Consider the following 23508-nt stretch of genomic DNA (forward strand, 5'->3'; position numbering starts at 1 on the left):
GGAGCTGCAGTCGCAAAGCCTTAATCGGTGAAGTCTGAGATCTCTTTCTTCACCTCGCTGAGCAGGGTGATAGCCTCAATGGGAGTTAAGTTATTAACGTCAGTTTCAGCGAGCTTATTCAAAACATCCCTGTGCCTGCTGGAGAAGAGATTCTCCTCTTGGTCTGTGGTTCTGTTACGGCTGAGCTGAGCCCCTTCTGCCTCTTTTGAAAAGGTGTTTTCAAGGTCTGAGAGTATTTCCTTGCTCCTTCTAACGATCCTCTCCGGCAGTCCTGCAAGCTTTGCAACATGAATGCCGTAGCTTTTGTCCGTGGCTCCGGGGAGAATCTTATGCAGAAACACCACATCATCCATCCACTCCCGCACAGCCACGTTGCAGTTTTTCACGTTCCTGAGCAGCTCAGAAAGCTCCACAAGCTCGTGATAGTGCGTTGCGAAAAGAGTCCTGCAGCCGATATGGTTTGCTATATGCTCTGTTACCGCCCATGCAATCGAGAGCCCATCGTAAGTGCTCGTTCCTCGGCCCACCTCATCGAGAATCACAAGAGAGCGGTCTGTGGCGTTGTTCACGATGTTCGCCGTCTCTGTCATCTCTACCATAAATGTTGACTGGCCTCTGCTGAGCTCATCGGATGCACCAACACGGGTAAAGATGCGGTCAACCACGCCGATTCTCGCTTCCTTTGCAGGGATAAAGCAGCCCATCTGCGCCATGATAACAAGAAGAGCCGTCTGCCGGATATAAGTGCTCTTACCGCTCATATTAGGGCCGGTGATTATCATCACATCCCCGCTTTCGTCGCCCAGCTCCAGATCGTTGGATACAAACTCACTGCCCAGATTCTCCGCTATCACAGGATGCCTGCCTTCGGTAATCTGTATGGATTTGTCTTCTGTTATCTCAGGCCGCACATACCCCCTCTGCAAAGAAAGGGCGGCGATTGAGCTGATGCAGTCTGCGGCGGCGATTGAATCGGAGAGCTTCTGAAGCCTTTCCACATAATTCACCGCCTCGCAGCGGAGGTCATCAAAGAGCCGGTTTTCAAGCTCAAGAGCACGGTCTCTTGCGGTGAGTATCTGCTGCTCAAACTCCTTGAGCTTTTCGGTGATGTATCTCTCGGCGTTTTTGATTGTCTGCTTTCTTATATACTCCTCGGGCACTTTCTCCTTCATCGAGTTGCTCACCTCGATGTAGTATCCGAAGACTTTATTAAAACCCACTTTCAGATTGGCAATTCCGATTCGCTCGGCCTCCTGAGCCTGATACTCAGCCAGCCAGCTGTTCGCATCGCGGGAGAGGCTGCGGAGCCTGTCGAGCTCTTCGCTGAAGCCCTCCATCACCACGCCGCCGTCTCTTGTGTGACTGGGGCATTCGGGGTTTATCGCCCGCCGGAGCAGATCGGCGAATTCTTCCATTTTATCGCAGCCATCGGCTATTCGCTGCAGAAGCGGGCTGCTGCACTGCCCGAGCGTTTCTTTTATCGGGCCGACTTTCTCGAGCGTATCTGCGAGCATTACAAAATCCTTCGGCCCTGCCCGCATTGTGCTGATTCGCGAGGCAATCCTCTCGAGGTCGGCAAAGTTTTTCAGCTGGCCGGTAACCGAATCGAGCAGGTCTTTGTCGGCCGCAAACTCACCGGCGGCATCAAGCCTTCTGTCTATATGCTGCTTATCGCAAAGCGGCATCCTCATCCACGCATTGAAAAGCCGCCCGCCCATGCCGGTGCGTGTTTTATCAATGCTCCACAAAAGCGAGCCGCGCCGATCTTCGCTGCGGAGAGTGCGCAGGATTTCAAGGCTGCGAAGGGATGTCTGGTCTATCTGGAGGTAGCAGTTTCGCTCAACAACCTTTATCCCGCGGATATGGCTCAGGGTGGTCTTTTGGGTTTCGTTGAGATATTCGATAATTGCCCCTGCCGCTGGGATAATATCAGAGCCTTCCTCAATGCCGAAGCCCTCAAGGTTTTTTGTGCCGAAAAGCTTTGTGAGCGTTCTCATTGCACCGTTCGGCTCGAAATACCAGCCCGGGCGTTCCGTGATAACCGCATCGCAGCGGGATTTTATCTCGCTTATTATGCGTGCGGCATCATCTCCAAAAAGCTCGCCCCTTCGCTCGGCTGTAATGCATTCTCTCGGCGAAAGCCGGCAGATCTCGTCGGCCAGCTCTGCCTCAGGCAGCCTCTGCACACAGAATTTGCCTGTAGAGATATCCAAATAAGCTATCGCCGCAGACTTCCTGCCCAGATGAACGGCGCAGAGGAAGTTGTCCTCCTTCGCCTCGAGCAGGATATCATCGGTAATCGTTCCGGGCGTTACCACGCGAACCACATCCCGCTTCACAACGCCCTTGGCCTCCTTCGGATCCTCTACCTGCTCGCAAACGGCAACCTTATACCCCGCTTCAATTATCTTCTTGAGGTAGTTGTCAACGGCGTGATACGGTATGCCCGCAAGCGGGATGGGAGAGCTGCTGTCTTTCCCTCGGCTGGTGAGAGCTATACCCAGAACTCGAGAACAGATCTTCGCATCTTCGTAAAACGTTTCATAAAAATCGCCCATGCGAAAAAAAAGCACCGCATCGGGATACTTCTCTTTGAATGAGTGAAACTGCTTCATCGCAGGCGTTAGTTTTTTATTGTTGGCAGCCAAATTAGTTTCCCGTTTTATTAAATGGTAATTCAAGTAAATCAACTGCAAATGCAGTAATGCAAGTATTCCACTGTGGAATTTGAAGAATAAACTCTTCCGTTATCGGCCTTGTATCGATTATAATCTTGAGTGAAGCAGCCGTATTTGCCTTTAGCAGACATAACCTCTCTTATCTCATCACTGCTCATAAGACCTTCATTGTTGTAGCTTAAGAATATATATCTTGCGTTTGCATTTTTAATCAGTTCGCTGAAAGCCTGCTTAACTTTTCTACGCACGCAGTAATCTGATTTTTGTTCACTGTAATCCCTCAGCCCAGTTTTGCCCTTTATTGCTGGATAATCATATTTTGCTATAGTTTCCAGCATGTGATAGTTCGGGGCATACTGCCTTTGATTATAAGGCGGGTCGAGATAAAGAACATCAACTTCCAGGTCAGATATTATATCTTCAACTTTTTTGTTATAAACCTTATGCTCCCTGTCATTTATCAGCAGCTCAGCAGGCTGAAGCTCAAAGGTTCTTTGAGCAGATTTTTTCAGTTTTTTGAGGAATGCCCCGTAAACCGAAGCAGTATTTGAGTGTTTGTCGATATTTTCCAAAAGAGAAGCTAAGAGAAAGAAATATTCGCCTTCTGTAATTTTGGCGTTCGCTCTCCATTCTTCTATCTGGAGCCTGATGGTATCGCATTTCTTTGCGTTTTCGCTTGAATAGTAATTTCTTTCAAACTCCTTGCCTTTTGTTCCTTCAAGAGAATAATTATTGAATATAAAGCCCTCAACCAAAGGCAGATTTGAAAGATATCTGCATACAACTTCCTTTCTTTCGGCAGTTTCTGTTTGCCGGATTTCCGGAATAATCTCTGCAAGTCCATCAAAGGCAAGATATTTATGGTTTCCGATATAATGTTTATTCAGTGCATAAGAATAATACTGAAAGTCGTTAGCAATAATCGAATAGCCAAGCTTTTTGAAATGCGAGCCAACAATTCCGGTACCTGCGAAAATATCGCAGAATAGCTCGCAATCATCTTGTATGATTTGCTTTACAGACGTTTCAATGAAAGGCAGCAGGGATTTTTTTGAACCTATATAATTCATAGCATTTTAATTTTTCTTTAGAACCATAACATATTCGTGTTTGAAAATAAAATAATCGCTGTTCAAAGCCCTGTATCGCCATATAGTGTTTTTATTTTGCTTAGCCCTGTTACCCGCCATATTTTTGACGATTATGCTTTTAAGAGTTAAACCCCTGTTCATAGCTTCCTTCATGCAGTAAAATCCAAGAGGAATCCACTGCCCTTTAGTATATTTATCGCCAATAACAATAGAAACATACCTTTTTCTTTCAAGCAGAGACAAGCTGTTGTCCAAAACTTTACCAAAACGATCTAAGAATATATCAATTGAATCAGAGTTGGAAAGGTCCCTTGAATCATTTGTGAATTTAAGAATATCAAAATAAGGCGGATGCAGGATAACGTGAGAAACTTTATTAATGCCTTTAGATGCCAAATATCCTGCAATCTCAGAGAATGCTGCAAAATCAGTGCTATCTGCAGCAAGCATATAATTGAAATTCATTTCGGAATAAACGGGAAGCTCTGATTCAAAATTCTTTCCCACATATTCTACTATATCGGGGTTAATGTCTATACCGGCAAAGTTTCTGCCCAAAGATTCGCACTCAAATGCTGTCGTTCCGCTGCCCATAAAAGGGTCTAAAACAACCTCACCCTTTTTAGTGTATCTCTTTATCATTTGACGCGGTATCTGCGGCACAAAATTGCCGTGATAAAAGCCGTTGTGTTTCCCTGAATTATCCCGCCTTTCTATAATCCAAAGGGAGTCTGTTTCAACATCTTCATATTCCTTCCATCTGGAAAGATCTATATCATTAAACTTTGCCATTACTCATCCTCATCCGCTTGCTCTATCAGCTCTGAAGGGCTTACTCCCAGAAAATCTGCTAATTGCTGAATATTACTCTTAACAGGATTAAACTTATCAGACAAGATATTTGAAAGCTGATTTTTAGAAATCCCAAGCATACGGGCAAGATCTGTGAAAGTATTTATATCTCTATCGGCCATTATCTCTCTAACCCTATATCTATTAACTTTCACTCTCATTATAAACTCTAACATAATCTTGCCAAAATATTTTATGAACTTTTGTCAATTAGTTTCTGTAAGCTCTCACGCCATTTATACGGGTTGTACCAAAAGCATCCAATACAGCCAGCAGGGTCATTCTCGGTTTTGCCTTTCCATTCTTCTCCGCCTTTATACCAATATTTTATGCCGGGGAAATGGCCTCTTTTACCTGTTTTCAGGCAGTTTTCGCAATGTCTTGATTTCCAAAGATTATTGCTTCTGCTTAACAATATAAAGTTATCTTTTAGTTCTTCGTCTGAATATTCATCAAAACACTCCTCATTTTTCGCCCATCTCACCTGCGGAAATTTATGGTCAATCTCAAGCTCTCTTTCTGAGAGCCGCCTCAGAAGCACCGCTTCTTCAAAATTATAAAGCTGCTTGATTCGTTTGGCTAATTTCGAGCGAATACCGTATCTGGCTTTATTAACTTCCAGAATTTCCAGAGATTTCAGCTTTCGATGAAATGTTTGAGCCTCACAACTGGCACAATACATTCTCTTGTAAAAATTGCCTTTCCCGTCTGTATCCAGCTGAATCCCTTTTTCCTGCCTCCAAACCTGCCAAGTTTTTGCTTGGCCGGATTGAAGCTCACATTTAGAACAATGCCACCTTAAATCAGACATTGTTTTAAAATCATCATGGCTTATCGTGCCTTCTCTGAATGGGTTTTTCATTAGACCAATCCTTAATATAAAAACGCTCCCATTTTAAGCAAAAAACTCCCTCTTGGCAACTAACTGATAAGGTCGAAGGTGAGTTTTGGGCGGGCAGTTATGAGCTGCTGGATGTTTTCTTTGAGGCTTCCCTCTTGTGCTGCGATTTTTTCTGTGATTTCAAGCTGGCGGTATGTAAAGCATACAGCATCAGTAACAGTTAAATCTTCCGTGCCGGCGGTTTGGAGCAGTTTATCGCAAAGCTTATCGATATTGAAGCCGTTTTGTGCGCTGATTTTGATAACTTCGGCCGGCAAGCGGCCTTCCAGTGCTTCAAGCTCGGGCATATCGGCCTTGTTGATAGCTGTTATAACAGGTGAGGTGAGCCCGAGCTCCTTTCTGTATTCAAGCTGGGCCTGGATATCCTGAGCGGGGTCTAGAAGCCAGATGATTCCATCGCAGCTTCGGGCAATCTTGAGCGAACGCCTCTGGGATTCTGCATCTATCTCGCAACGGGGCTCTGCGCACAAACCGGCAGTATCGATAAATTCAATCTGCATATCGGCAAGCCTCGCCCCTGCGCTAACCCAGTCTCTGGTAGTTCCCTGCACATCGGAAACAATCGCCGCCTGATCGCCTGCAAGGCGGTTGAGCAAGGTGCTTTTCCCGCAGTTGGGCACGCCGGCAATCGCAATCCTCTGCTTCCTGAAATATTTGCGGGCGGCTTGCGAATTATGCAGAATGTTTTCTGCCTCGCTAGCGGCTTCTCTGCTGCTGCATTTTACCCAGCCGACGGCTGCTTTTTTGAGCCCTTCCTCCGCCTGAGCCTTAATAATAGCGCAGGCTTTGAGCGAATGAGTAAAGCAGGAATAAACCTCGGCCTCGAGGCTGATGGCATCGCCGGAGAAAACAGCAAGCTTTTCTCGCAGCATAAATTCACACGGCTCGGCAGCTTCAGCGCCCGCTTTCTCGAGCAGGCTCACAATCTGCCTTACTATAATCGGATTGCCGTGGCAGTTTATATCTATCCTACCGGGAGCGAGGCAGCCGAGAACCACTTCATCCACCTCTCTGCCGCCTTCGCAGATCCTCGCCAGCAGGTGCGATTCGGGCTTGAGCCTCTCAGCTGGTATCCCGCAAGTCTCGGAGCAGATTCGTTCTGCATCTTTTCCAAAAAGGCTCACGATGGAGATTGCGGCACCGGTTTTAGGCGTTGTAACCGAGGCGAATGTCATCACGAATCCGGCGTATCTGCGATCTTCTTCTTATACGAAAGCACAATCCCGCTGAGCACCAAATCCTCCACGAAATCATCAACAAACTCGCATTCATCCTTGAAGAGCCCCGCTGATGCCCCCGTTACTACAGTTTGCGGCCAGCTCCCCAGCTCCTCTGCAAATTTACGCACGGAATACTCAAGAAACCCCGCTGCCATATAGAAAACTCCATTGTTCACTGCCTGCTCGGTATTTGCGCCAACAGGCAGAGCAGGCTGCTGCACCTGCACCTCCGGGAGCTTCGCTGTTTCGCTGCTGAGCGCACGTGCACAAAGCTCAGGCCCCGGGGCGATCGCCCCGCCGAGGAAATTTCCCTCCCCGTCCACAGCATCCACCGTTACGGCTGTGCCTATATCGGCCACCACAACCGGCCCCTGAGCAACGACATACGCCGCCGCTGCCGCCATCACGCGGTCAACGCCGGTATCTGCGGGGAATTCTGTATTGAGCTTTATCGGCAGATCTACATCCTTGCCAAGCCCAACCTCAAGCGGCTTCTCATCAATCTGCTCACGGCAGAGCTGCCGGAAGCTTTCTGTCCATTCAGGCTTAACGCTCGAGAAAACGATCACACCCTCTTTCCTGCCCTCTGTGGAGCGTTTAGCAACGGGCAGCTTATCCCAACACTGCCTGAGGGCATCAGAAACAGCCTGCGAATCGCCGCCGCTAACGCTCAGAGAAGGCTGCCTCTCTGCATCTATAAAAAGCCCAAACTTGATATTTGAATTGCCTATATCTACTGCAAGAATATTCATAATATTAACTTTACCAAAAAGAGATGTATTTGCTGTGTGCGAAACCGAAAGAAAGAGCATAACAATTCACGAGGTCTTGTCAACTTGACCAACCCGCCGGCAGCACATAAAAAAGGCTCTATTCTCAATGTAAAGCAATTTTACGCAGGCTGATGGAAATATTTTCTAAAATCATTGCAAAAATGCTTGAAAGATTCGAACTTTTTATTAGAATTCTCCTCTCTTGCTGGGATTCAGCTTCGGTTGGGTAGCTCAGTTGGTAGAGCAACGGACTGAAAATCCGTGTGTCGACGGTTCGAATCCGTCCCTAACCACTACTCCGGATTCGCCCTTGAGAGTCTCAAAAACGCCAGTTGGGAATTCTCAGGGGCATTTTTAATTGCCAAGCGGCTGAAGAGCGCCGATGAGGCGGCGTATTGGATTGCAGAGGTTAAGCAGAGAATTGGACCCAGTGGACTTGCTGGACTGGGTGAATTTAATACTAATACTGGGTCTTCCCCGCCGGCCGAGACAGAAATAGCATTTGCCTATTTGATCGCTAATTCCGCTATCACCCTTATCAACATTGCCTGCGGCCTGCTCAAGAAACAAATCAATTCACTCGCCGAAGCGTTTGAATCCGAAGGCGGATTTACCGAAAGACTATACGCAACGAGAAAAAAGAAAAAGGGCTCATAAAGCCCGCCGGCCATCTTTGAAATTCAAGCGAAAAAAGCCTGCTCAGATTTACCAAATTTTAGAACTCTGCTTCTCCCTTTACACGCCTTAAACCATTGTTATAATTATTTATCAGTTTATTGAAGCAGGGAGAAATAAGGAATTTCGAAAGACTGGGGATATGAGCGATAGCGAAAAGCTTCTGCCCAAGCACGGGGGATATCGAAATCTGAAGAGCGCCGATGAGGCGGCGTATTGGATTGCAGAGGTTAAGCAGAGAATTGGACATTGCATTTCAAATACTAATTTCTACAATAACTATTGAGGTTAAAGAAATGTTTATATCAAAAAAATATTTGTAATGTTATCAAAGAGTTTTTGGAGTTAAAATGGCTAAAAAATATTATGCTCATTCGAAGCCTGTCAATTTAATTGATAATAAAAGCAGAGAAAATTGGCATTTATTAAAAGACCATCTGCAAAGTGTTGCTGAGATTTCCAGTTCTTTTGCGTCTGAGTTCAACTGCAGCAACTGGGGATATTTGATTGGTCTGCTCCACGACACTGGCAAATATTCAAAAGAATTTCAGGATTATCTCTTAAAAAGCAGTCAATCACCACCGAATAAAAAGCCTTCTATAAAAGTAGATCACTCCACAGCGGGCGGACAATACGTAAGTGGAATTGATCCGCAAATAGGGAAATTGTTAGCTTATTGCATCTGCGGGCATCATTCCGGCCTACCCGACGGTCTGTCCTCTGAAAGTTCATGCTTAAACGAACGCCTTAAAAAAGAAGTTCCTGAATATCATCATGCAGACACAATTAAAAGTAATTTAGACCTTCCAAAAAATCCTCCCTTTCCTATTTCGACTGATCGGGCAGGAATTCAATTATTCTTTCTTATTAAAATGCTATTCTCCAGCTTGGTTGATGCTGATTTTTTAGATTCTGAAAATTTTTTTGACTACAAAAGGACTTCTCTTCGAGGCAGCAATCATACTTTAAGAGATCTCCATCATGCTCTCTCCAACAATATGGACGCTATGCTCAGTAACGTTCCAGACACAAACATTAACAAAATCAGAAAAGATATTCTGAAAGACTGCATAGAAGCTTCTTCCCTGCCTCCCGGGCTTTTTTCTCTCACCGTACCTACAGGCGGAGGAAAAACTCTAAGCTCAATGAGATTTGCACTTGAACATGCAATAAAAAACAAAAAAGAAAGAATTATTTATGTAATACCTTACACAAATATTATTGAACAGAACGCAGAGGTATTTCGAGAATTTTTACATCCCGATGCAGTAATCGAACATCACAGCAATTTTGAATATGATGATAACGATTTTGAATACAACAAGGCAAAATTAGCCTCAGAAAATTGGGACTGGCCTGTGATTATAACCACCAGCGTACAGTTTTACGAATCCCTATTTTCAAACAAAACTTCAAAAAATAGAAAGCTCCATAATATTGTAAACAGTGTAATAATACTGGACGAGGTTCAAAAAATACCATTGGAGTATTTAATCCCATGCATTGAATCGTTAAGAGAGCTTTCACAAAGCTACAACTGCACAACCGTTTTATGCAGCGCAACACAACCTGCTATTATTAAAAGAAATGATTTTCCTCAAGGGCTGGAAAATGTAAGAGAGATTGCTAAGTCTCCCAATCAACTGGCTGAAAAGCTCAAAAGGGTTCAAGCGAAATATTTAGGTGTGAGGAACGAAGAGGAAATTGCCGAAGAGTTATCAAATGCCTCTCAAGGACTATGCATTGTGAATACAAAAAAAACGGCTGCTGAGATTTTTAGGCTGCTCCCTCAAGAAAACTCATACCATTTAAGCACAAATATGTATCCTGCCCACAGGCGAAAAGTTCTTGAGGAAATTAAAGGAAGGCTCAATAATCATGAAGCCTGCCTGCTCGTCAGCACTCAGCTTGTGGAAGCGGGAGTTGATATTGATTTTCCTGTTGTTTACAGAGCCATGGCTGGTTTGGATTCAATAGCTCAGGCAGCAGGAAGGTGCAATAGAGAAGGACGGCTTGATTGGGGAAAGCTTTTCATATTCGAGCCAGAAAACGGCTGTCCGCCCGGCTTCTTAACTCAAAGTGCTAACGAAACTGTAACCATCCTAAACACTTCAAAAAAAGAAATTCTTGACCTATCCAATATTGAAGAATACTTTAAAAATCTTTATTGGATTAGTGAAGAGCAGTTGGATAAAGAAGGAATTGTTAAAGAAATTGAAGAATCAAAACAAAACCTCAATTTCCCGTTCAAAAAGGTGTCTGAGAACTTTAAATTAATCAAAGATGATACCAAGCCGCTTATTATCCAAAGAGATAAGGAAGCAAAAAAACTGATTTCAGAGGTGAATGAATTTGCAAATTTAAGGAAAATTTCAAGGCAGCTCCAAAAATACACTGTTCAGGTTCACCAGAGCAACTGGGCAAAATTATTTGAATATGGAGCAATCGAAATAGTACAGGATACTTTCCCTGTACTTATTAGAGATGAGCTTTACGATGAAAAAATAGGATTGAATTTAGATAACTTAGAAATTGATGCAGGAAAATTGATTGTTTAATAAGGAGATTTTATGAGCTATGGAGTGAAATTAAAAGTCTGGGGCGATTACGCGCTCTTTACCCGGCCGGAAATGAAATCCGAAAGAGTAAGTTATGATGTAATCACGCCGTCTGCCGCAAGAGGAGTTTTAGAAGCGGTTTATTGGAAACCGGAAATAAAATGGATCATAAAAAAAATTCATGTATTAAAACCTATTCGATTTACCAACATCAGGAGAAACGAAGTTTCTCAGAGAACAAAAAAACCTTCAACCAGTCTTATAAATAAAGGCGGAACTGATGACAGCTTAGCCCTCTATATTGAAGACTCAAGGCAGCAGAGAGCTTCTATGATTTTGCGGGATGTATCGTACGTGATAGAAGCATATTGCCAGCTTAATGACCCTGCAGACAGCAACATAGGCAAGCATTTAGATATGTTCAAACGCCGCGCTGCTAAAGGCAAATGTTTTAGTCAGCCCTATTTTGGATGCAGAGAATTCAGCGCAAATTTCAGGCGGCTTGGAGAAGACGAGGCGATTGCGTCTTCTGAAAATAATGGAGAAAAAGATTTAGGGTTTATGCTTCACGACTTAGACTACCAAAATAACTATCAGCCCAGATTTTTCCGTGCAGTAATGCACAATGGCATAATTGAAGTTCCTGATTTATTCGCAGAGGAGGTGAAAACATGATTATCCAAGAATTGAGCAGATATTACGACAGGCTCAAAGAGAGAGAAGACCTTCAAGTTCCAGAGCCAGGTTTCTCCGTAGAAAAGATTAACGCTGCTGCGGTTATTGATGAAAACGGAAATCTGAAGCAAGTTAAAGACCTGCAAATTTATGAAAAGAAAAAATCGTATCCAAGGTATATGGATGTTCCGCAAAGTTTCGGCCGATCTGGTTCGAAAGCTCATGAGCATCCATTTTTTCTCTGGGATAATACCGGCTTTGTATTAGGAAGCAGCGGCAAAGATGCAAAGAAAGACAAGCTGAAGTTCGATAATTTCAAAAAACTGCATTTCGATTTACTCGAAAAATGCGAGGAACCTGAAGCAAAAGCCTTACTGAATTTTTTTCAGAAATGGCAGCCATCTTCAGCTGAAGGTATTGACAACTGGGAAGAAATTGAGGGCAAGAATATAGTTTTCCAGCTTGAAACCAAAAGGGCATTTATTCATGAAAATCCTGTCATAAGGAAGATATGGTCGGATAATTACAAGAACTTCTTGAGTATTGATTTTTCAGACGGAATATGCTCTGTTACAGGCGAAGCTGAGCAAATCCCTAATATACACCCTATGCTTGGAGGGGTTAGAGGAGCTCAAAGCAGCGGAGCTGCAATTGTTTCATACAATAAGAGTTCTTTTGAGTCTTATGGAAAAACACAAAATTACAATTCGTCTGTTGGCAGTAAAGCAGCCTTCAAATACACTACTGCCCTGAAATATCTCCTGAGCTCTAACAGCAGGCAAAAGATTCAGATAGGTGACGCCACCACAATTTTCTGGTCGGAAAGGCAGAGTGCTGTTGAAGGTATCTTTGGTTTGGTTTTTGAACCATACAATAATGAAGATTCCGAGAATAAATCTGTAAGAACTTTTCTCGAAACAGTTCGATTAGGAAGAAAGCCGGCTGATATTGAAGAAGGCAACAACTTCTACATCCTCGGGCTCTCTCCAAATGCTTCAAGATTGTCTGTGCGGTTCTGGCATGTTTCAGATGTTTCTGATATATGTGAAAAAATCGGGCAGCATTTCAGGGATTTACAGATAATCCGCAGCTCAGATAAAGACAGCGAATTTCCTTCTCTCTGGCAGATCCTTCGGCAGACAGTAAGCCAGAAATCACATGAAGGCCCGCCTCCTCTGCTTTCCGGAGCATTGATGATGGCAATCCTAAAAGGAACTGCATACCCTGAACGAATCCTTTCATTACTTATTGAAAGAATAAGAGCTAATGAAAATGTAAATTACTGTAAAGCAGCAGTGATTAAGGCTGTGCTTACAAGAAAATCAAGAATTTTTAATAATAACAATTTGGAGGTTGCTATGTCGTTAGACAAAAACAACAAAAATCCAGCTTATCTGCTGGGGCGTCTGTTTGCAGTGTTAGAAAGGCTGCAGCAAAGCGCTATCGGAAATGCAAATGCTACAATTAAAGACCGATTCTATGGCTCGGCTTCTGCCACTCCACGGGCAGTTTTTCCAAATCTTCTAAAGCTCGCCCAGCATCACATTTCCAAATCTGATTATGGAACTTTCTACGATAAACTTATCGAGGAGATTGTTTCAGAGGTTTCCGCCTTCCCTGCTCATTTTACAATCGAACAGCAGGGGCTTTTCGCTATAGGCTATTATCATCAAAGACAGGACCTGTTCACTAAAAATGAAAAAACTAATAATCAGGAGAATGAAAATGAATGAACCAATTAAAAACCGCTACGAATTTGTTTATCTTTTTGATGTTGAAAACGGCAATCCTAATGGCGACCCTGACGCAGGAAATATGCCGAGAATAGACCCTGAAACGCACTTCGGAATTATTACCGACGTGTGCCTGAAAAGAAAAATCCGCAATTTTGTTGAAATATCCAGCGGAGCCCAGCCGCCAAACGATATTTACGTAAAGGAAAAGGCTGTTCTTTCAAAACAGCAGGGTAAAGCATATCAAGCGCTGCAGTTCGATAGTAAGAAGGATAAAGGAGCTGAAATTATAAGTCAAGCGAGGCGGTGGATGTGTCAAAACTTTTACGATATAAGAACCTTTGGTGCTGTTATGAGCCTTAAAGAAAACAACTGCGGACAGGTAAGAGGCCCTGTACAGATAAATTTTGCCAGAAGCATTGATCCGATATGCCCCCTTGATGTTACAATCACCAGAATGGCTGTTGCCACAGAAAAAGAAGCTGATTCTCAATCCGGCGATAACAGGACTATGGGACGAAAACAGATCGTTCCTTATGGACTCTACCGCGTTGAAGGGTACATTTCAGCTCATCTTGCAGCGCAGACCGGTTTTGGCGAAGAAGACCTTGAAATGCTCTGGCAGGCATTGATAAATATGTTCGATCACGACCACTCCGCCGCTCGGGGAAAGATGTGCGCAAGAAAGCTTATAGTGTTCAAGCATGATTCTGCTCTCGGAAATGCTCCTGCTCACAAACTGTTTGATAAGGTTAAGATTAAGCAGGTTGGAGAAACAAAACCTGCAAGAGAGTTTGAAGATTATGAATTGGAATTGCCCGAAGATGGAAAGCTTCCCGACTTCCAAGAAGTTACAGTTATAAACAAATTATGAGCTATTCAGAAGAACAATTTCTCCAACTTTCCGGCTTGCAGCATTATCAATTCTGCAAGCGGCAGTGGGGCCTGATACATATTGAGCTTCTATGGGCAGAAAATTTCCTTACTGCAAGCGGAAATTTGCTCCACAGCAGGGTTCACAAAAGAGACACAGAAATGCGTGGCGGCGTTTTAATGTCCAGAGGTCTCAGGCTCCACAGTTATAAATTAGGTTTGGCAGGGCAAGCTGATATCGTCCAGTTCGAAAGATCTGATTCTTCAAATGATAAGCTAACTTGTGATTTACCAGCATTTGAAGGGCGTTGGAAGCCTTGTCCTGTTGAATTTAAACACGGCAAACCAAAAATTTCAGCCTGCGATAGAATTCAGCTATGTGCTCAGGCTGTATGCTTGGAAGAAATGCTTGAAGTGCAGATTGACTTGGGGCAAATTTTTTACGGCAAAACAAGGAGAAGAGAAGACGTTGAATTTACTGAACAGTTACGAGATAAAACGGCAGCTTTGGCAAATGAGATTCACAAAGTTTTTGATTTAGGTGTTGTTCCAAAAGTAACTCCTGGGCCTAAATGCAAAAGCTGTTCTCTTAGAGAATTATGCCTGCCTAAAACGACTGGCATAGACAAAAAGGTAAAACAATATATAGAAAGAATATTGTCTGATGAAACGGATGCTTAACACTCTTTTCGTTACTACGCAAGGAGCGTATCTTTCAAAAAAGGGAGACACTGTTCTCGTAAATATTGACAGAGAAGTAAAGCTTAGGGTTCCAATTCACACTTTAAGCCAGATAACTTGTTTCGGACAAATATCTATGAGTCCATTTCTAATGGGGCTCTGCGGCGAAAAAGGGGTTTCTGTTTCGTTTCTTACAGAAAACGGAAGATTCCTTGCGAGAGTAAATGGGCCGGTATCTGGTAACGTGCTTCTTCGAAAAGCGCAGTTTGAGTTTCAGCAAAAAAACGGCAAAACTTCCAAGCTCGCTGGCAAATTTGTTACCGCCAAAATAGCCAACTATAGAGCTGTATTGCAAAGAGCTCTTAGAGATAACCCCGAGAATAAATCTGACGAGTTAAATAAAGCCTCAAAATATATGAAAAGCTCTGCATTTGTGGCATTAGAATCTGAATCTTTGGATATAATTAGGGGCATAGAAGGGGAAGCAGCAAGGACATACTTTTCTGTTTTCGACCACTTAATTCTTTGCCAAAAAGAGGATTTTAAATTTACTTCAAGGTCAAAGAGGCCTCCATTAGACAAAATCAATGCTATGCTTTCTTTTGCTTACACCTTGCTGGTAAATGATGTACGATCCGCTTTGGAATCAGTAGGCTTAGACCCTGCAGTAGGCTTTCTTCATTCTTTGAGGCCAGGAAGGCCGTCTCTTGCTCTTGATATCATGGAAGAATTGAGACCTATATTTGGAGACAGGCTCATTCTATCACTGATAAACAGAAAGCAGATTACATCTTCTGGATTCAAAAAGACCGAATCTGGGGCAGTGGAAATGAATGAAGAAACAAGAAAATTACTTATCAATGCTTATCAAAAGAGAAAGCAGGATGAGATTATACACCCTTTCACTAAAGAAAAAATCAAGTTTGGCCTTTTACCACACTTGCAGGCAATGCTTCTTGCCAGATTCTTGAGAGCTGAAATGGAAGATTATCCACCTTATTTTTGGAAATAAAAATGCTGGTTTTGATTACTTATGATGTAAATACTCAGACAAAAGATGGAAGCAGGAGACTTAGGAAGGTTGCAAAAGCATGCGAAAATGTAGGGCAGAGGGTTCAAAATTCTGTATTTGAATGCCTGCTTGAACCTGCACAATGGGTTGAATTGAAGGATAAATTGTTGAACTTGGCCGATATGGAAAAGGACAGCCTTAGATTTTATTATCTTGGGAAAAACTGGCAAAGACGTATCGAACATTTTGGATCCAAACCTTCCTACGACCCTGAAGGACCGCTCATTGTATGATGCGAACCCCAAGCGCCTACAATTTACTTGGGAGGTTCGCATTTTTCGTAACTTATTCTTTAACAACTGAATAGAGTTGCATAAAAAAAGGCTGGTTTTCTTTTTTTATGTTTTGGCTAAGGTTCGCAAATATTGACTTATAAAACCTGATAAATAAACTTGTTACCATTAAGCTGTCGCTCCCCTCACGGGGGGCGTGGATTGAAACGCCTTCCGTATAATATCTTTAATTTGATCGTCTGGTCGCTCCCCTCACGGGGGGCGTGGATTGAAACATTTTTTTTCCTTTCCGATTACCAATATTTTTTGTCGCTCCCCTCACGGGGGGCGTGGATTGAAACTATTCCCTTTCGTTATAGGTTATTCAGCTCATTTTGTCGCTCCCCTCACGGGGGGCGTGGATTGAAACTATATGAATCAAACGAAAAGGAAACATTGCATTGGTCGCTCCCCTCACGGGGGGCGTGGATTGAAACGTGTTAGCAGGACAACGGGCGGAACTATGCTGTCGCTCCCCTCACGGGGGGCGTGGATTGAAACACCTATGACGGGGTGAGCTACACTGTAACCGGTGGTCGCTCCCCTCACGGGGGGCGTGGATTGAAACGATTCTTTTTCGTCAACGGTTTTCCACGTTCCTTGTCGCTCCCCTCACGGGGGGCGTGGATTGAAACGATTCTTTTTCGTCAACGGTTTTCCACGTTCCTTGTCGCTCCCCTCACGGGGGGCGTGGATTGAAACTTTAAATCGTCAAGGTGTCGTTGGCAAGCAAGCTTGTCGCTCCCCTCACGGGGGGCGTGGATTGAAACTTGTTCCCTTTCGTTTTTCGTTTTCTTTATCAGGTCGCTCCCCTCACGGGGGGCGTGGATTGAAACGTTCTGGAACAAAGATAATTGGCAGCCGCTTTGTCAGGTCGCTCCCCTCACGGGGGGCGTGGATTGAAACATCCCCAGTCAGTAACTGGTATCCCGTGTCAACGTCGCTCCCCTCACGGGGGGCGTGGATTGAAACACACCTCAGCAGTTATTGCTGATGACTTGGACAGTCGCTCCCCTCACGGGGGGCGTGGATTGAAACTATTAGTGAGAAAGCAGCAGCAGATCAGGCCGTAGTCGCTCCCCTCACGGGGGGCGTGGATTGAAACTATTAGTGAGAAAGCAGCAGCAGATCAGGCCGTAGTCGCTCCCCTCACGGGGGGCGTGGATTGAAACGAAAGTGCTGCATATTGCGCAAGGTATATTACTAGTCGCTCCCCTCACGGGGGGCGTGGATTGAAACCCGCCGCCTTGCTTAAAGGTAACGGCTTGAGCGGGTCGCTCCCCTCACGGGGGGCGTGGATTGAAACACCTTGTGCGGTATGTGCGGTCTTAGACTTCTGCGTCGCTCCCCTCACGGGGGGCGTGGATTGAAACAGGTATTGCGTTTCTATTAACGCAATCGAAGACGTCGCTCCCCTCACGGGGGGCGTGGATTGAAACCTGCCCGGAATGTTCACAAAGCAGGGGTATCCAGTCGCTCCCCTCACGGGGGGCGTGGATTGAAACACATCTATTGACGATTATCAAGACGCAGTTACTGCGTCGCTCCCCTCACGGGGGGCGTGGATTGAAACCTTGTGTTGAACAGCGAAGCGAAAGTTGCGGTAGCGTCGCTCCCCTCACGGGGGGCGTGGATTGAAACCTTGTGTTGAACAGCGAAGCGAAAGTTGCGGTAGCGTCGCTCCCCTCACGGGGGGCGTGGATTGAAACAAGCATACCATCAGGAAGCTGCTGCCCGCAATAGCGTCGCTCCCCTCACGGGGGGCGTGGATTGAAACTTTGAAAGAGTAGCGTATCCCTCGCTTATTGCTGTCGCTCCCCTCACGGGGGGCGTGGATTGAAACAATCGTATTGAGTAAAGACTACAATTTTGTAGGGTCGCTCCCCTCACGGGGGGCGTGGATTGAAACAAAATAGTCTACGTCCGAAAAATCAAAGTTGTTTGTCGCTCCCCTCACGGGGGGCGTGGATTGAAACAGACCTATATGGAAAAACGGCGGAAACCTTCACGTCGCTCCCCTCACGGGGGGCGTGGATTGAAACGAAAATTGCGGATTGAGAAAAAAAGCTGAAGCAGTATAATATGCCGCCGGAGAATCAAACATCTAAACGGTGGTTTATGGCTTACACAGTACTTGCAAGAAGATACCGCTCCCAGCGGTTTGAAGATATAGCTGGGCAGGATGCAATATCCCATACAATCAAGAATGCGATCCTTTCGGAGCGTGTTGCGCATGCGTACCTATTCTGCGGCACACGCGGTGTAGGGAAAACGACGATGGCCCGCGTTTTGGCGAAGGCTCTGAACTGCCAGAGCGTTGATGCGCCCACAACCGATCCCTGCTGCGAATGCGAGAGCTGCGTGGCGATCAATTCTGGCGATGATATAGACGTAATCGAGATCGACGGGGCGAGCAACAACGGCGTTGAAAACATCCGCGACCTGCGTCAGAATGCGATGTATCGGCCTGCGAGGGGGCGGTATAAGATATACATCATCGATGAGATTCATATGCTCAGCACGGGGGCGTTTAATGCGCTTCTGAAGATTCTGGAGGAGCCGCCGGCGCATGTGAAGTTTATCTTCGCCACCACCGAGCCGAATAAGGTGCTCCCTACGATACAATCGCGCTGTCAGAGGTTTGATTTCCGCTCTATTGATCCGCAAACCATCCAGCAGCAGGTGAAGATGGTTTTGGAATCTGAGGGGATTGGCTGCGAGGATGATTTTGCCGTTGCCCTATCCCGCCTTGCCAACGGCTCTATGCGTGATGCGCTGAGCCTGCTGGATCAGGTTCTCAGCACTGGCGAAAAGAACCTCACACTGGAGGTGCTTGAGAACACCCTCGGCGAGCCCGGACGGGCAGAGATATCACGTATGACAGAGCTTATGGGCGATTCGGATGCGCCGGAGGTGCTGAAGGTATGCGATGAGCTGCTGAAGAAGGGGATGAGCCCTGAGCAAGTTACCGACAGCCTGATAGACAGCTTCCGAGACCTGATGATAACCGCAAGCGCCGGAGCGAAAAATTCGCTTATCGTGCAGACGGCCGCCGAGGCCGAGCAGACCGAGCGGATTGCGGCGAAATTTGATATTGCCTCGCTTGTGTATGCGGTTACCACGCTGGAGCGGATGCGCGGGGCTGTGAAGAAATCTGACAACCCAAGGGCAATCCTTGAGGCGGCTCTTATCCGGCTAACGCTGAGCGAGCATTTTATCAACGTGCAGACCCTTGCCCGGCAGATGGCCGGCGGCGGAGGCGGAAAAAAAAACTCAGCAATGCAGGGCAAACCCGCCGGCGCACGTAAGCCGAGCCTGAAAAAGGCCTTCGCTGAGAAGAGCTCCGCTGGTGAGAAGCTCGAAGAGGCAGAGAACGTCAGATGCGAGAATCTCGAAGAGCTGAAAGCCCGCTGGGAGGATGTTGTTCGGGAAACAGCGAAGGTTAATATGAGTCTCGGGGCGAATCTGAGCAATGCCGAGCCGGAGAGCTTTGAAAACGGGAATCTCGTTTTGCTTGCCAAAACTGGGATAACAGGCAGACTGCTTCAAGCGAAGGCTCAGGATGCTGAGAAGGTGTTCTCGAAGATCCTCGGGGCGAGCGTTGCTGTTAAGGTAAAGCAGCAGGAAACGAGCGGAGAACCTGCAAACAAACCCAAAGGGGCGAAGAGCAGCCTCAAAGACCAGAAACAGGCCATGAAGGACCCGGGAGTGCAGAAGATACTCAACACCTTTAACGCTCAGATTATTGGGATATCAAGGCCGAAAAATCAATAAGAAGCGAGGTTTTAGAATTGCCCGAAAACAACACCACAAACCCCGCCTATACGAAAGCTCTGAATAATCTGATTGAGAAGTTTGCGGAGCTGCCCGGGATAGGCAGAAAAACAGCGGAAAGGCTTGCTTTTCACGTGCTCAAATCCGATAAGGCCGAGGCGATGGAGCTTGCAAGGGCTGTGAGCGATGTAAAAACGAAGATAAAGCAGTGCAGGGTATGCTGCAGCTATTCGGAAGAGGATGTATGCCCAATCTGCCAAGATCCCTCGCGGGACAAATCGACGGTGTGCGTTGTGGAGCAGCCGAAAGACCTAATCAGCCTCGAGAAAACTGGGATATGCAAATGGACGTATCACGTGCTGGGGGGGCATATCGCCCCGCTGGAGGGCATTGAGCCGGAAGACCTCACGATAGACAAGCTGATAAGCAGAATACGGCAAGGGGAAATCAGGGAGCTTGTGATGGCAACCAACCCCACTGTGGAGGGAGATGCCACATCGCTCTATGTTACCAGCCTCCTGCGGGACAGCAGCATCAGAATCACCCGCCTTGCGAGAGGTTTGCCGGCAGGGAGCAGCATTGAATTTTCGAATAATTCGATTCTCTCGGATGCGATCCTCGGGAGGGATGAGATTGAATAAGCTTTGCGAAAGGAGCTCAATGAAAGCTGTTAAACTTTTGATTTTTATGCTTGCCTGCGGGGCAAGTATGGGGTATGAGGCTAAAATCTGGCTAACGCAGGATGCGGTTAATTCCAAAGGCCTCTCCGATACCGAACGGGCGGATGTGTCGGATTTTGTGAGCTACGATATCCTTGATGGCCCGATGAACGGTTCAAAAGCGCTGAAGGCCAAGGAAACGAGTCTGTATTTCTCGGGCGATTTGAACGTGCCGATTTCTGAAGAAGGTACGTTTATGATTTGGATTCGCCCGCATAAAACGATGCGTACGGGCGAGGGCGAGCCGGAGAATACATACGAGATTGCAGCGGTGGATAAGCTGTTCAAGTTCGATCTTGCAAGATCGGCAAACAAGCTGGACTTCCGCTTTTCATGGGAGAACGGCACAAGCCGCCTGAACGATATGCACATTCTTCTCCCGGAGATACCGGGAGAGGAGTGGATGCATTTTGCTTTTGTATGGGATGCAGGGGACGGAATTTTCAACTGCTATATAAACGGAACACCGTATCTGAGGAAATCCCGCCGGCTGAAACAGCTCGACAGCGAAGGAGGCAAAAAGCTCATCATCAACACATCACAGATTGCTGTTTCCGAATGCAGGCTGTATGACAAGGTTATCGAGGAATCTGCAATCGATCATTACATAGAGCAGCAGAACAGAGGGCAAATGGATGATTATCTCGGGATAATCCCAACGCGGAAATTCTCACTGCTGGGCTATTTCGGCTCTGAAGACATAGAAAAGGAACTGATCTTCAGCTCCCCCCTGCGGGCTCCAAAAGACGTGAGGGGATGGGTGGCAGAAGGGCCTGCGCAGATAAATTTCCGCAAAGACGGACTTGTGCTCGAATCGTCCGTGAAAGATTTTGATTTCGCCACAGGGCACATTACGTTCTGGTGCTGGGCGAATTTCCCGCCGAATTTTCTTGCAGAGTGGAATGCTCAGGTGCTCAGCGAAAACGGGGCATGTCTGGTGTTTTTCGCTGCAAGAGGACAGAACGGCAAGGACGTGTATGATGCGAGCGTTGATTTCAGAACCGGAAGGAGCGAGGATTACACCAACGGCGATATTGATCTATACTCGCTTTCGTATTATTCGGATATGCCTCTGGGGGCATCAAGGAATGCCTCGTATCTGAGGCTGAACTCAGGCAGATACCTCGCTGATTTGGGCATACCCGGGATAGATTCGAAGTCTAATGAAGTGCATAAAATTACCCTTATGCGTGCGGGCGGGCAGATTCAGCTCGCTGTGGACGGATGGGTGATAGTGGATTATCAAGAGGATGAAGAGCGTTTCGGCAAGCTGCCCACAGCAGGCAAGATTGCCTTCCGACAGCTCAAATGGACAAAGGTGAAATATTCCGATTTCAAGGTTTACAGGCTGAAGAAGGATTAGCAAGCGGAGTTTGATTTTGCCCGAGAAACACACAATAGAGATACTGCAGGATACATCCGACTTTGCAGCGGTGAATAAGCCTTCGGGGGTTTCTGTTACCAAAGACCGAAGCGGAGCGGGGAGCATAGCAGAGCTGCTTGCTGGGAAAGTTCAGGCGGGCGAAAAGCTGCGCACTGCCACGCGTTTGAGCAAGCAGGTGCCCGGGGTTGTGGTGCTTTCGAAGAATATGGATTTCCACAAACGCCTCGCCCGCTCAATCGTGGAAAACACCTCAGCGTCAGTTTACCTTGCAATAGTGAATGGATATGTTCCCGAACGGGTTGGGAGAACCGAAACGGGAATCTCAAGAGCGAAAGATCCGGGCAGGATGAAAATCAATGAGAAGAGCGAGGCGAAAGCTGTTACGCTTTGGCAGCAGATTGCCGATTTCGGCAACCTCTCACTGCTTGCTGTTCGGCCTCTTACCGCAAGGGCTGATCAAATCCGGCTGCACTTGGATTTTGAGGGTATGCCCCTGGCGATAGACCCGCTCTACGGGAATCCGAAGCCGCTGTATTTATCGGAATTCAAACGCAAGTACAGAAGAAGCCAAAAGAAAACAGAGCGGCCGATGGTGGAAAACTTAACTCTGCATGCGTATCAGTTTGAGTTTGCACCTGAACTGGGCGGCTTTGCCCCAGCAGCCGCAAAACCGGAAAAGAAATTCCTCGCTGCGGTTAAAATGCTCGCAAAGCACGCCGGCCCACGCGAGGGGGCGTTCATAAACCCCAAACACTACGAGCAGATAATCAATTGCGAGCCGCTGGATGAACTTGAAATAATTGAATATGAAGGAAGGGAAGATGGACATACTTCTGGCAACGACTAATGCAGGCAAGATAAGAGATTTTGAGATTCTGCTCTCTGGGTTCAGCATAAACTGGCTCTCGCTGAAGGATTTTCCGGAAACTGAAGAGGTGGAAGAAGACGGGAAGACGTTCGCAGAAAATGCTGCAAGAAAAGCTATTGGTTATGCACGTCAAACCGGAATTCTCACGCTTGCAGATGATTCCGGCCTCGAGATTGATGCGCTAGGCGGAGAACCCGGGATAAACAGCGCAAGATTCTCCGGAGCCCATAAAGACCACAGCAGCGATGCATTCCGCATAGATGAGGAGAATATCAAGAAGGTGCTGAGGCTGATGGAGGATGTTCCGGAGGAGAATCGCTCAGCAAGATTTGTTAGCTCACTATGCCTTGCAGATTCGGAAAAACCGATTCTGGAAGCTGAAGGATTCCTCCCCGGGATGATACTACGCGAAAAAAGGGGCAGCGGCGGCTTCGGCTACGACCCAATATTCTACCTTCCCGAGAGAGGAAAGAGCGTGGCGGAGCTGGAAAGAGAAGAGAAGAATAAAATATCGCACAGGGCAAACGCCGTGAAGAATATTCGGCCGATGCTCAAAGAATTCCTCAGACGCGGCAGTCTGTGATCAAGTGTAAAAATTCTTTTGAAACGAAAAACAAAAGGGCAATGCAGAACTTCACTCAGCTTTTCAGGCAGGCCTTTGATTCTGCTTTGCCCTTAACATTGCGCAGCTTTCAAGCTACATCCGCTA

Annotated in this window: 21 protein-coding genes, 1 tRNA gene and 1 CRISPR repeat array; of the genes, 15 read left to right on the forward strand and 7 right to left on the reverse strand. The window is 46.2% G+C overall.

Translation table 11 applies throughout. The features are described 5' to 3' along the window. Window positions 1-20 precede the first annotated feature (20 nt). The 7 genes from mutS to STSP1_RS05255 are packed head-to-tail and all read right to left on the reverse strand — an operon-like array spanning window position 21 to window position 7494. Complete coding sequence (gene mutS, locus STSP1_RS05225) at window positions 21-2648, reverse strand: DNA mismatch repair protein MutS (protein WP_085755338.1); 2628 nt, start codon at window positions 2646-2648, stop codon at window positions 21-23. A 38-nt stretch (window positions 2649-2686) separates the two neighbouring features. Further along, window positions 2687-3748: a DNA adenine methylase gene (locus tag STSP1_RS05230; RefSeq protein ID WP_085755339.1), complete on the reverse strand. Its 1062-nt coding sequence runs from the start codon at window positions 3746-3748 to the stop codon at window positions 2687-2689. A 6-nt stretch (window positions 3749-3754) separates the two neighbouring features. Beyond that, window positions 3755-4561, reverse strand: coding sequence for a TRM11 family SAM-dependent methyltransferase (locus STSP1_RS05235; RefSeq protein ID WP_085755340.1), 807 nt, complete (start codon window positions 4559-4561; stop codon window positions 3755-3757). Further along, window positions 4561-4797, reverse strand: coding sequence for a helix-turn-helix domain-containing protein (locus tag STSP1_RS05240; protein WP_085755341.1), 237 nt, complete (start codon window positions 4795-4797; stop codon window positions 4561-4563). The genes STSP1_RS05235 and STSP1_RS05240 overlap by 1 nt, the downstream gene beginning before the upstream one ends. A 17-nt stretch (window positions 4798-4814) precedes the next feature. Further along, entirely contained in the window at window positions 4815-5483 is a 669-nt protein-coding gene (locus STSP1_RS05245) for a hypothetical protein (RefSeq protein ID WP_085755342.1), read from the reverse strand. A gap of 59 nt (window positions 5484-5542) precedes the next feature. Next, window positions 5543-6697, reverse strand: a complete 1155-nt coding sequence (locus STSP1_RS05250; protein WP_085755343.1) for a GTPase — start codon at window positions 6695-6697, stop codon at window positions 5543-5545. After that, window positions 6697-7494: a type III pantothenate kinase gene (locus STSP1_RS05255; protein WP_161491615.1), complete on the reverse strand. Its 798-nt coding sequence runs from the start codon at window positions 7492-7494 to the stop codon at window positions 6697-6699. The genes STSP1_RS05250 and STSP1_RS05255 overlap by 1 nt, the downstream gene beginning before the upstream one ends. A 241-nt stretch (window positions 7495-7735) precedes the next feature. Between STSP1_RS05255 and STSP1_RS05260 the strand changes: the two genes are divergently transcribed. From STSP1_RS05260 to rdgB, 15 genes are all read left to right on the forward strand, one after another. Further along, a tRNA-Phe gene (locus STSP1_RS05260) sits at window positions 7736-7808 on the forward strand. Next, window positions 7777-8172, forward strand: a complete 396-nt coding sequence (locus STSP1_RS05265) for a four helix bundle suffix domain-containing protein (RefSeq protein ID WP_085755345.1) — start codon at window positions 7777-7779, stop codon at window positions 8170-8172. The genes STSP1_RS05260 and STSP1_RS05265 overlap by 32 nt, the downstream gene beginning before the upstream one ends. 160 nt (window positions 8173-8332) lie before the next feature. Further along, window positions 8333-8476, forward strand: a complete 144-nt coding sequence (locus tag STSP1_RS12465; RefSeq protein ID WP_161491616.1) for a hypothetical protein — start codon at window positions 8333-8335, stop codon at window positions 8474-8476. 64 nt (window positions 8477-8540) lie between these two features. Beyond that, window positions 8541-10748, forward strand: a complete 2208-nt coding sequence (locus STSP1_RS05270; RefSeq protein WP_085755346.1) for a CRISPR-associated helicase/endonuclease Cas3 — start codon at window positions 8541-8543, stop codon at window positions 10746-10748. A gap of 12 nt (window positions 10749-10760) precedes the next feature. Further along, window positions 10761-11423: a type I-C CRISPR-associated protein Cas5c gene (gene cas5c / locus STSP1_RS05275; protein ID WP_085755347.1), complete on the forward strand. Its 663-nt coding sequence runs from the start codon at window positions 10761-10763 to the stop codon at window positions 11421-11423. Further along, entirely contained in the window at window positions 11420-13156 is a 1737-nt protein-coding gene (cas8c, locus tag STSP1_RS05280; protein WP_085755348.1) for a type I-C CRISPR-associated protein Cas8c/Csd1, read from the forward strand. The genes cas5c and cas8c overlap by 4 nt, the downstream gene beginning before the upstream one ends. Beyond that, window positions 13149-14030: a type I-C CRISPR-associated protein Cas7/Csd2 gene (cas7c, locus tag STSP1_RS05285; RefSeq protein ID WP_085755349.1), complete on the forward strand. Its 882-nt coding sequence runs from the start codon at window positions 13149-13151 to the stop codon at window positions 14028-14030. Before cas8c ends, cas7c begins: the two co-directional genes overlap by 8 nt. Beyond that, window positions 14027-14710: a CRISPR-associated protein Cas4 gene (cas4, locus tag STSP1_RS05290; RefSeq protein ID WP_085755350.1), complete on the forward strand. Its 684-nt coding sequence runs from the start codon at window positions 14027-14029 to the stop codon at window positions 14708-14710. Before cas7c ends, cas4 begins: the two co-directional genes overlap by 4 nt. Further along, on the forward strand, window positions 14694-15722 hold the full coding sequence (cas1c, locus tag STSP1_RS05295; RefSeq protein WP_085755351.1) for a type I-C CRISPR-associated endonuclease Cas1c: 1029 nt from the start codon (window positions 14694-14696) through the stop codon (window positions 15720-15722). The genes cas4 and cas1c overlap by 17 nt, the downstream gene beginning before the upstream one ends. 2 nt (window positions 15723-15724) lie before the next feature. After that, window positions 15725-16015: a CRISPR-associated endonuclease Cas2 gene (cas2, locus tag STSP1_RS05300; protein ID WP_085755352.1), complete on the forward strand. Its 291-nt coding sequence runs from the start codon at window positions 15725-15727 to the stop codon at window positions 16013-16015. A 175-nt stretch (window positions 16016-16190) separates the two neighbouring features. Then, window positions 16191-18096: direct repeats of the CRISPR family, unit length 33 nt; unit sequence GTCGCTCCCCTCACGGGGGGCGTGGATTGAAAC. Between the two features lie 76 nt (window positions 18097-18172). Next, a complete protein-coding gene (gene dnaX / locus STSP1_RS05305; RefSeq protein ID WP_161491617.1) occupies window positions 18173-19828 on the forward strand; it encodes a DNA polymerase III subunit gamma/tau in 1656 nt (551 codons plus the stop codon). A 17-nt stretch (window positions 19829-19845) separates the two neighbouring features. Next, a complete protein-coding gene (recR, locus tag STSP1_RS05310; RefSeq protein ID WP_085755354.1) occupies window positions 19846-20469 on the forward strand; it encodes a recombination mediator RecR in 624 nt (207 codons plus the stop codon). A 19-nt stretch (window positions 20470-20488) separates the two neighbouring features. Beyond that, window positions 20489-21910 (forward strand): DUF1961 family protein, encoded by a 1422-nt coding sequence (locus STSP1_RS05315; RefSeq protein ID WP_161491618.1) that lies wholly within the window; start codon window positions 20489-20491, stop codon window positions 21908-21910. 16 nt (window positions 21911-21926) lie between these two features. Continuing rightward, entirely contained in the window at window positions 21927-22778 is an 852-nt protein-coding gene (locus STSP1_RS05320) for a pseudouridine synthase (protein ID WP_161491619.1), read from the forward strand. Then, the gene (rdgB, locus tag STSP1_RS05325; protein ID WP_085755357.1) at window positions 22753-23382 is read left to right on the forward strand and encodes an RdgB/HAM1 family non-canonical purine NTP pyrophosphatase; all 630 of its coding nucleotides are present in this window, start codon (window positions 22753-22755) and stop codon (window positions 23380-23382) included. The genes STSP1_RS05320 and rdgB overlap by 26 nt, the downstream gene beginning before the upstream one ends. Window positions 23383-23508: the final 126 nt, after the last annotated feature.

The organism is Sedimentisphaera salicampi (assembly GCF_002117005.1).
Classification (GTDB): domain Bacteria; phylum Planctomycetota; class Phycisphaerae; order Sedimentisphaerales; family Sedimentisphaeraceae; genus Sedimentisphaera; species Sedimentisphaera salicampi.

Bases quoted from the DNA above. Each gene is read 5' to 3' on its own strand.
- cas1c (WP_085755351.1), top strand. From the start codon at position 14,694: ATGAAACGGATGCTTAACACTCTTTTCGTTACTACGCAAGGAGCGTAT.
- cas2 (WP_085755352.1), top strand. From the start codon at position 15,725: ATGCTGGTTTTGATTACTTATGATGTAAATACTCAGACAAAAGATGGA.
- rdgB (WP_085755357.1), top strand. From the start codon at position 22,753: ATGGACATACTTCTGGCAACGACTAATGCAGGCAAGATAAGAGATTTT.
- cas4 (WP_085755350.1), top strand. From the start codon at position 14,027: ATGAGCTATTCAGAAGAACAATTTCTCCAACTTTCCGGCTTGCAGCAT.
- STSP1_RS05240 (WP_085755341.1), bottom strand. From the start codon at position 4,797: ATGTTAGAGTTTATAATGAGAGTGAAAGTTAATAGATATAGGGTTAGA.
- STSP1_RS05245 (WP_085755342.1), bottom strand. From the start codon at position 5,483: ATGAAAAACCCATTCAGAGAAGGCACGATAAGCCATGATGATTTTAAA.
- dnaX (WP_161491617.1), top strand. From the start codon at position 18,173: ATGGCTTACACAGTACTTGCAAGAAGATACCGCTCCCAGCGGTTTGAA.
- cas7c (WP_085755349.1), top strand. From the start codon at position 13,149: ATGAATGAACCAATTAAAAACCGCTACGAATTTGTTTATCTTTTTGAT.
- STSP1_RS05235 (WP_085755340.1), bottom strand. From the start codon at position 4,561: ATGGCAAAGTTTAATGATATAGATCTTTCCAGATGGAAGGAATATGAA.
- STSP1_RS05250 (WP_085755343.1), bottom strand. From the start codon at position 6,697: ATGACATTCGCCTCGGTTACAACGCCTAAAACCGGTGCCGCAATCTCC.
- cas8c (WP_085755348.1), top strand. From the start codon at position 11,420: ATGATTATCCAAGAATTGAGCAGATATTACGACAGGCTCAAAGAGAGA.
- cas5c (WP_085755347.1), top strand. From the start codon at position 10,761: ATGAGCTATGGAGTGAAATTAAAAGTCTGGGGCGATTACGCGCTCTTT.
- STSP1_RS05230 (WP_085755339.1), bottom strand. From the start codon at position 3,748: ATGAATTATATAGGTTCAAAAAAATCCCTGCTGCCTTTCATTGAAACG.
- STSP1_RS12465 (WP_161491616.1), top strand. From the start codon at position 8,333: ATGAGCGATAGCGAAAAGCTTCTGCCCAAGCACGGGGGATATCGAAAT.
- STSP1_RS05255 (WP_161491615.1), bottom strand. From the start codon at position 7,494: ATGAATATTCTTGCAGTAGATATAGGCAATTCAAATATCAAGTTTGGG.
- STSP1_RS05315 (WP_161491618.1), top strand. From the start codon at position 20,489: ATGAAAGCTGTTAAACTTTTGATTTTTATGCTTGCCTGCGGGGCAAGT.
- STSP1_RS05270 (WP_085755346.1), top strand. From the start codon at position 8,541: ATGGCTAAAAAATATTATGCTCATTCGAAGCCTGTCAATTTAATTGAT.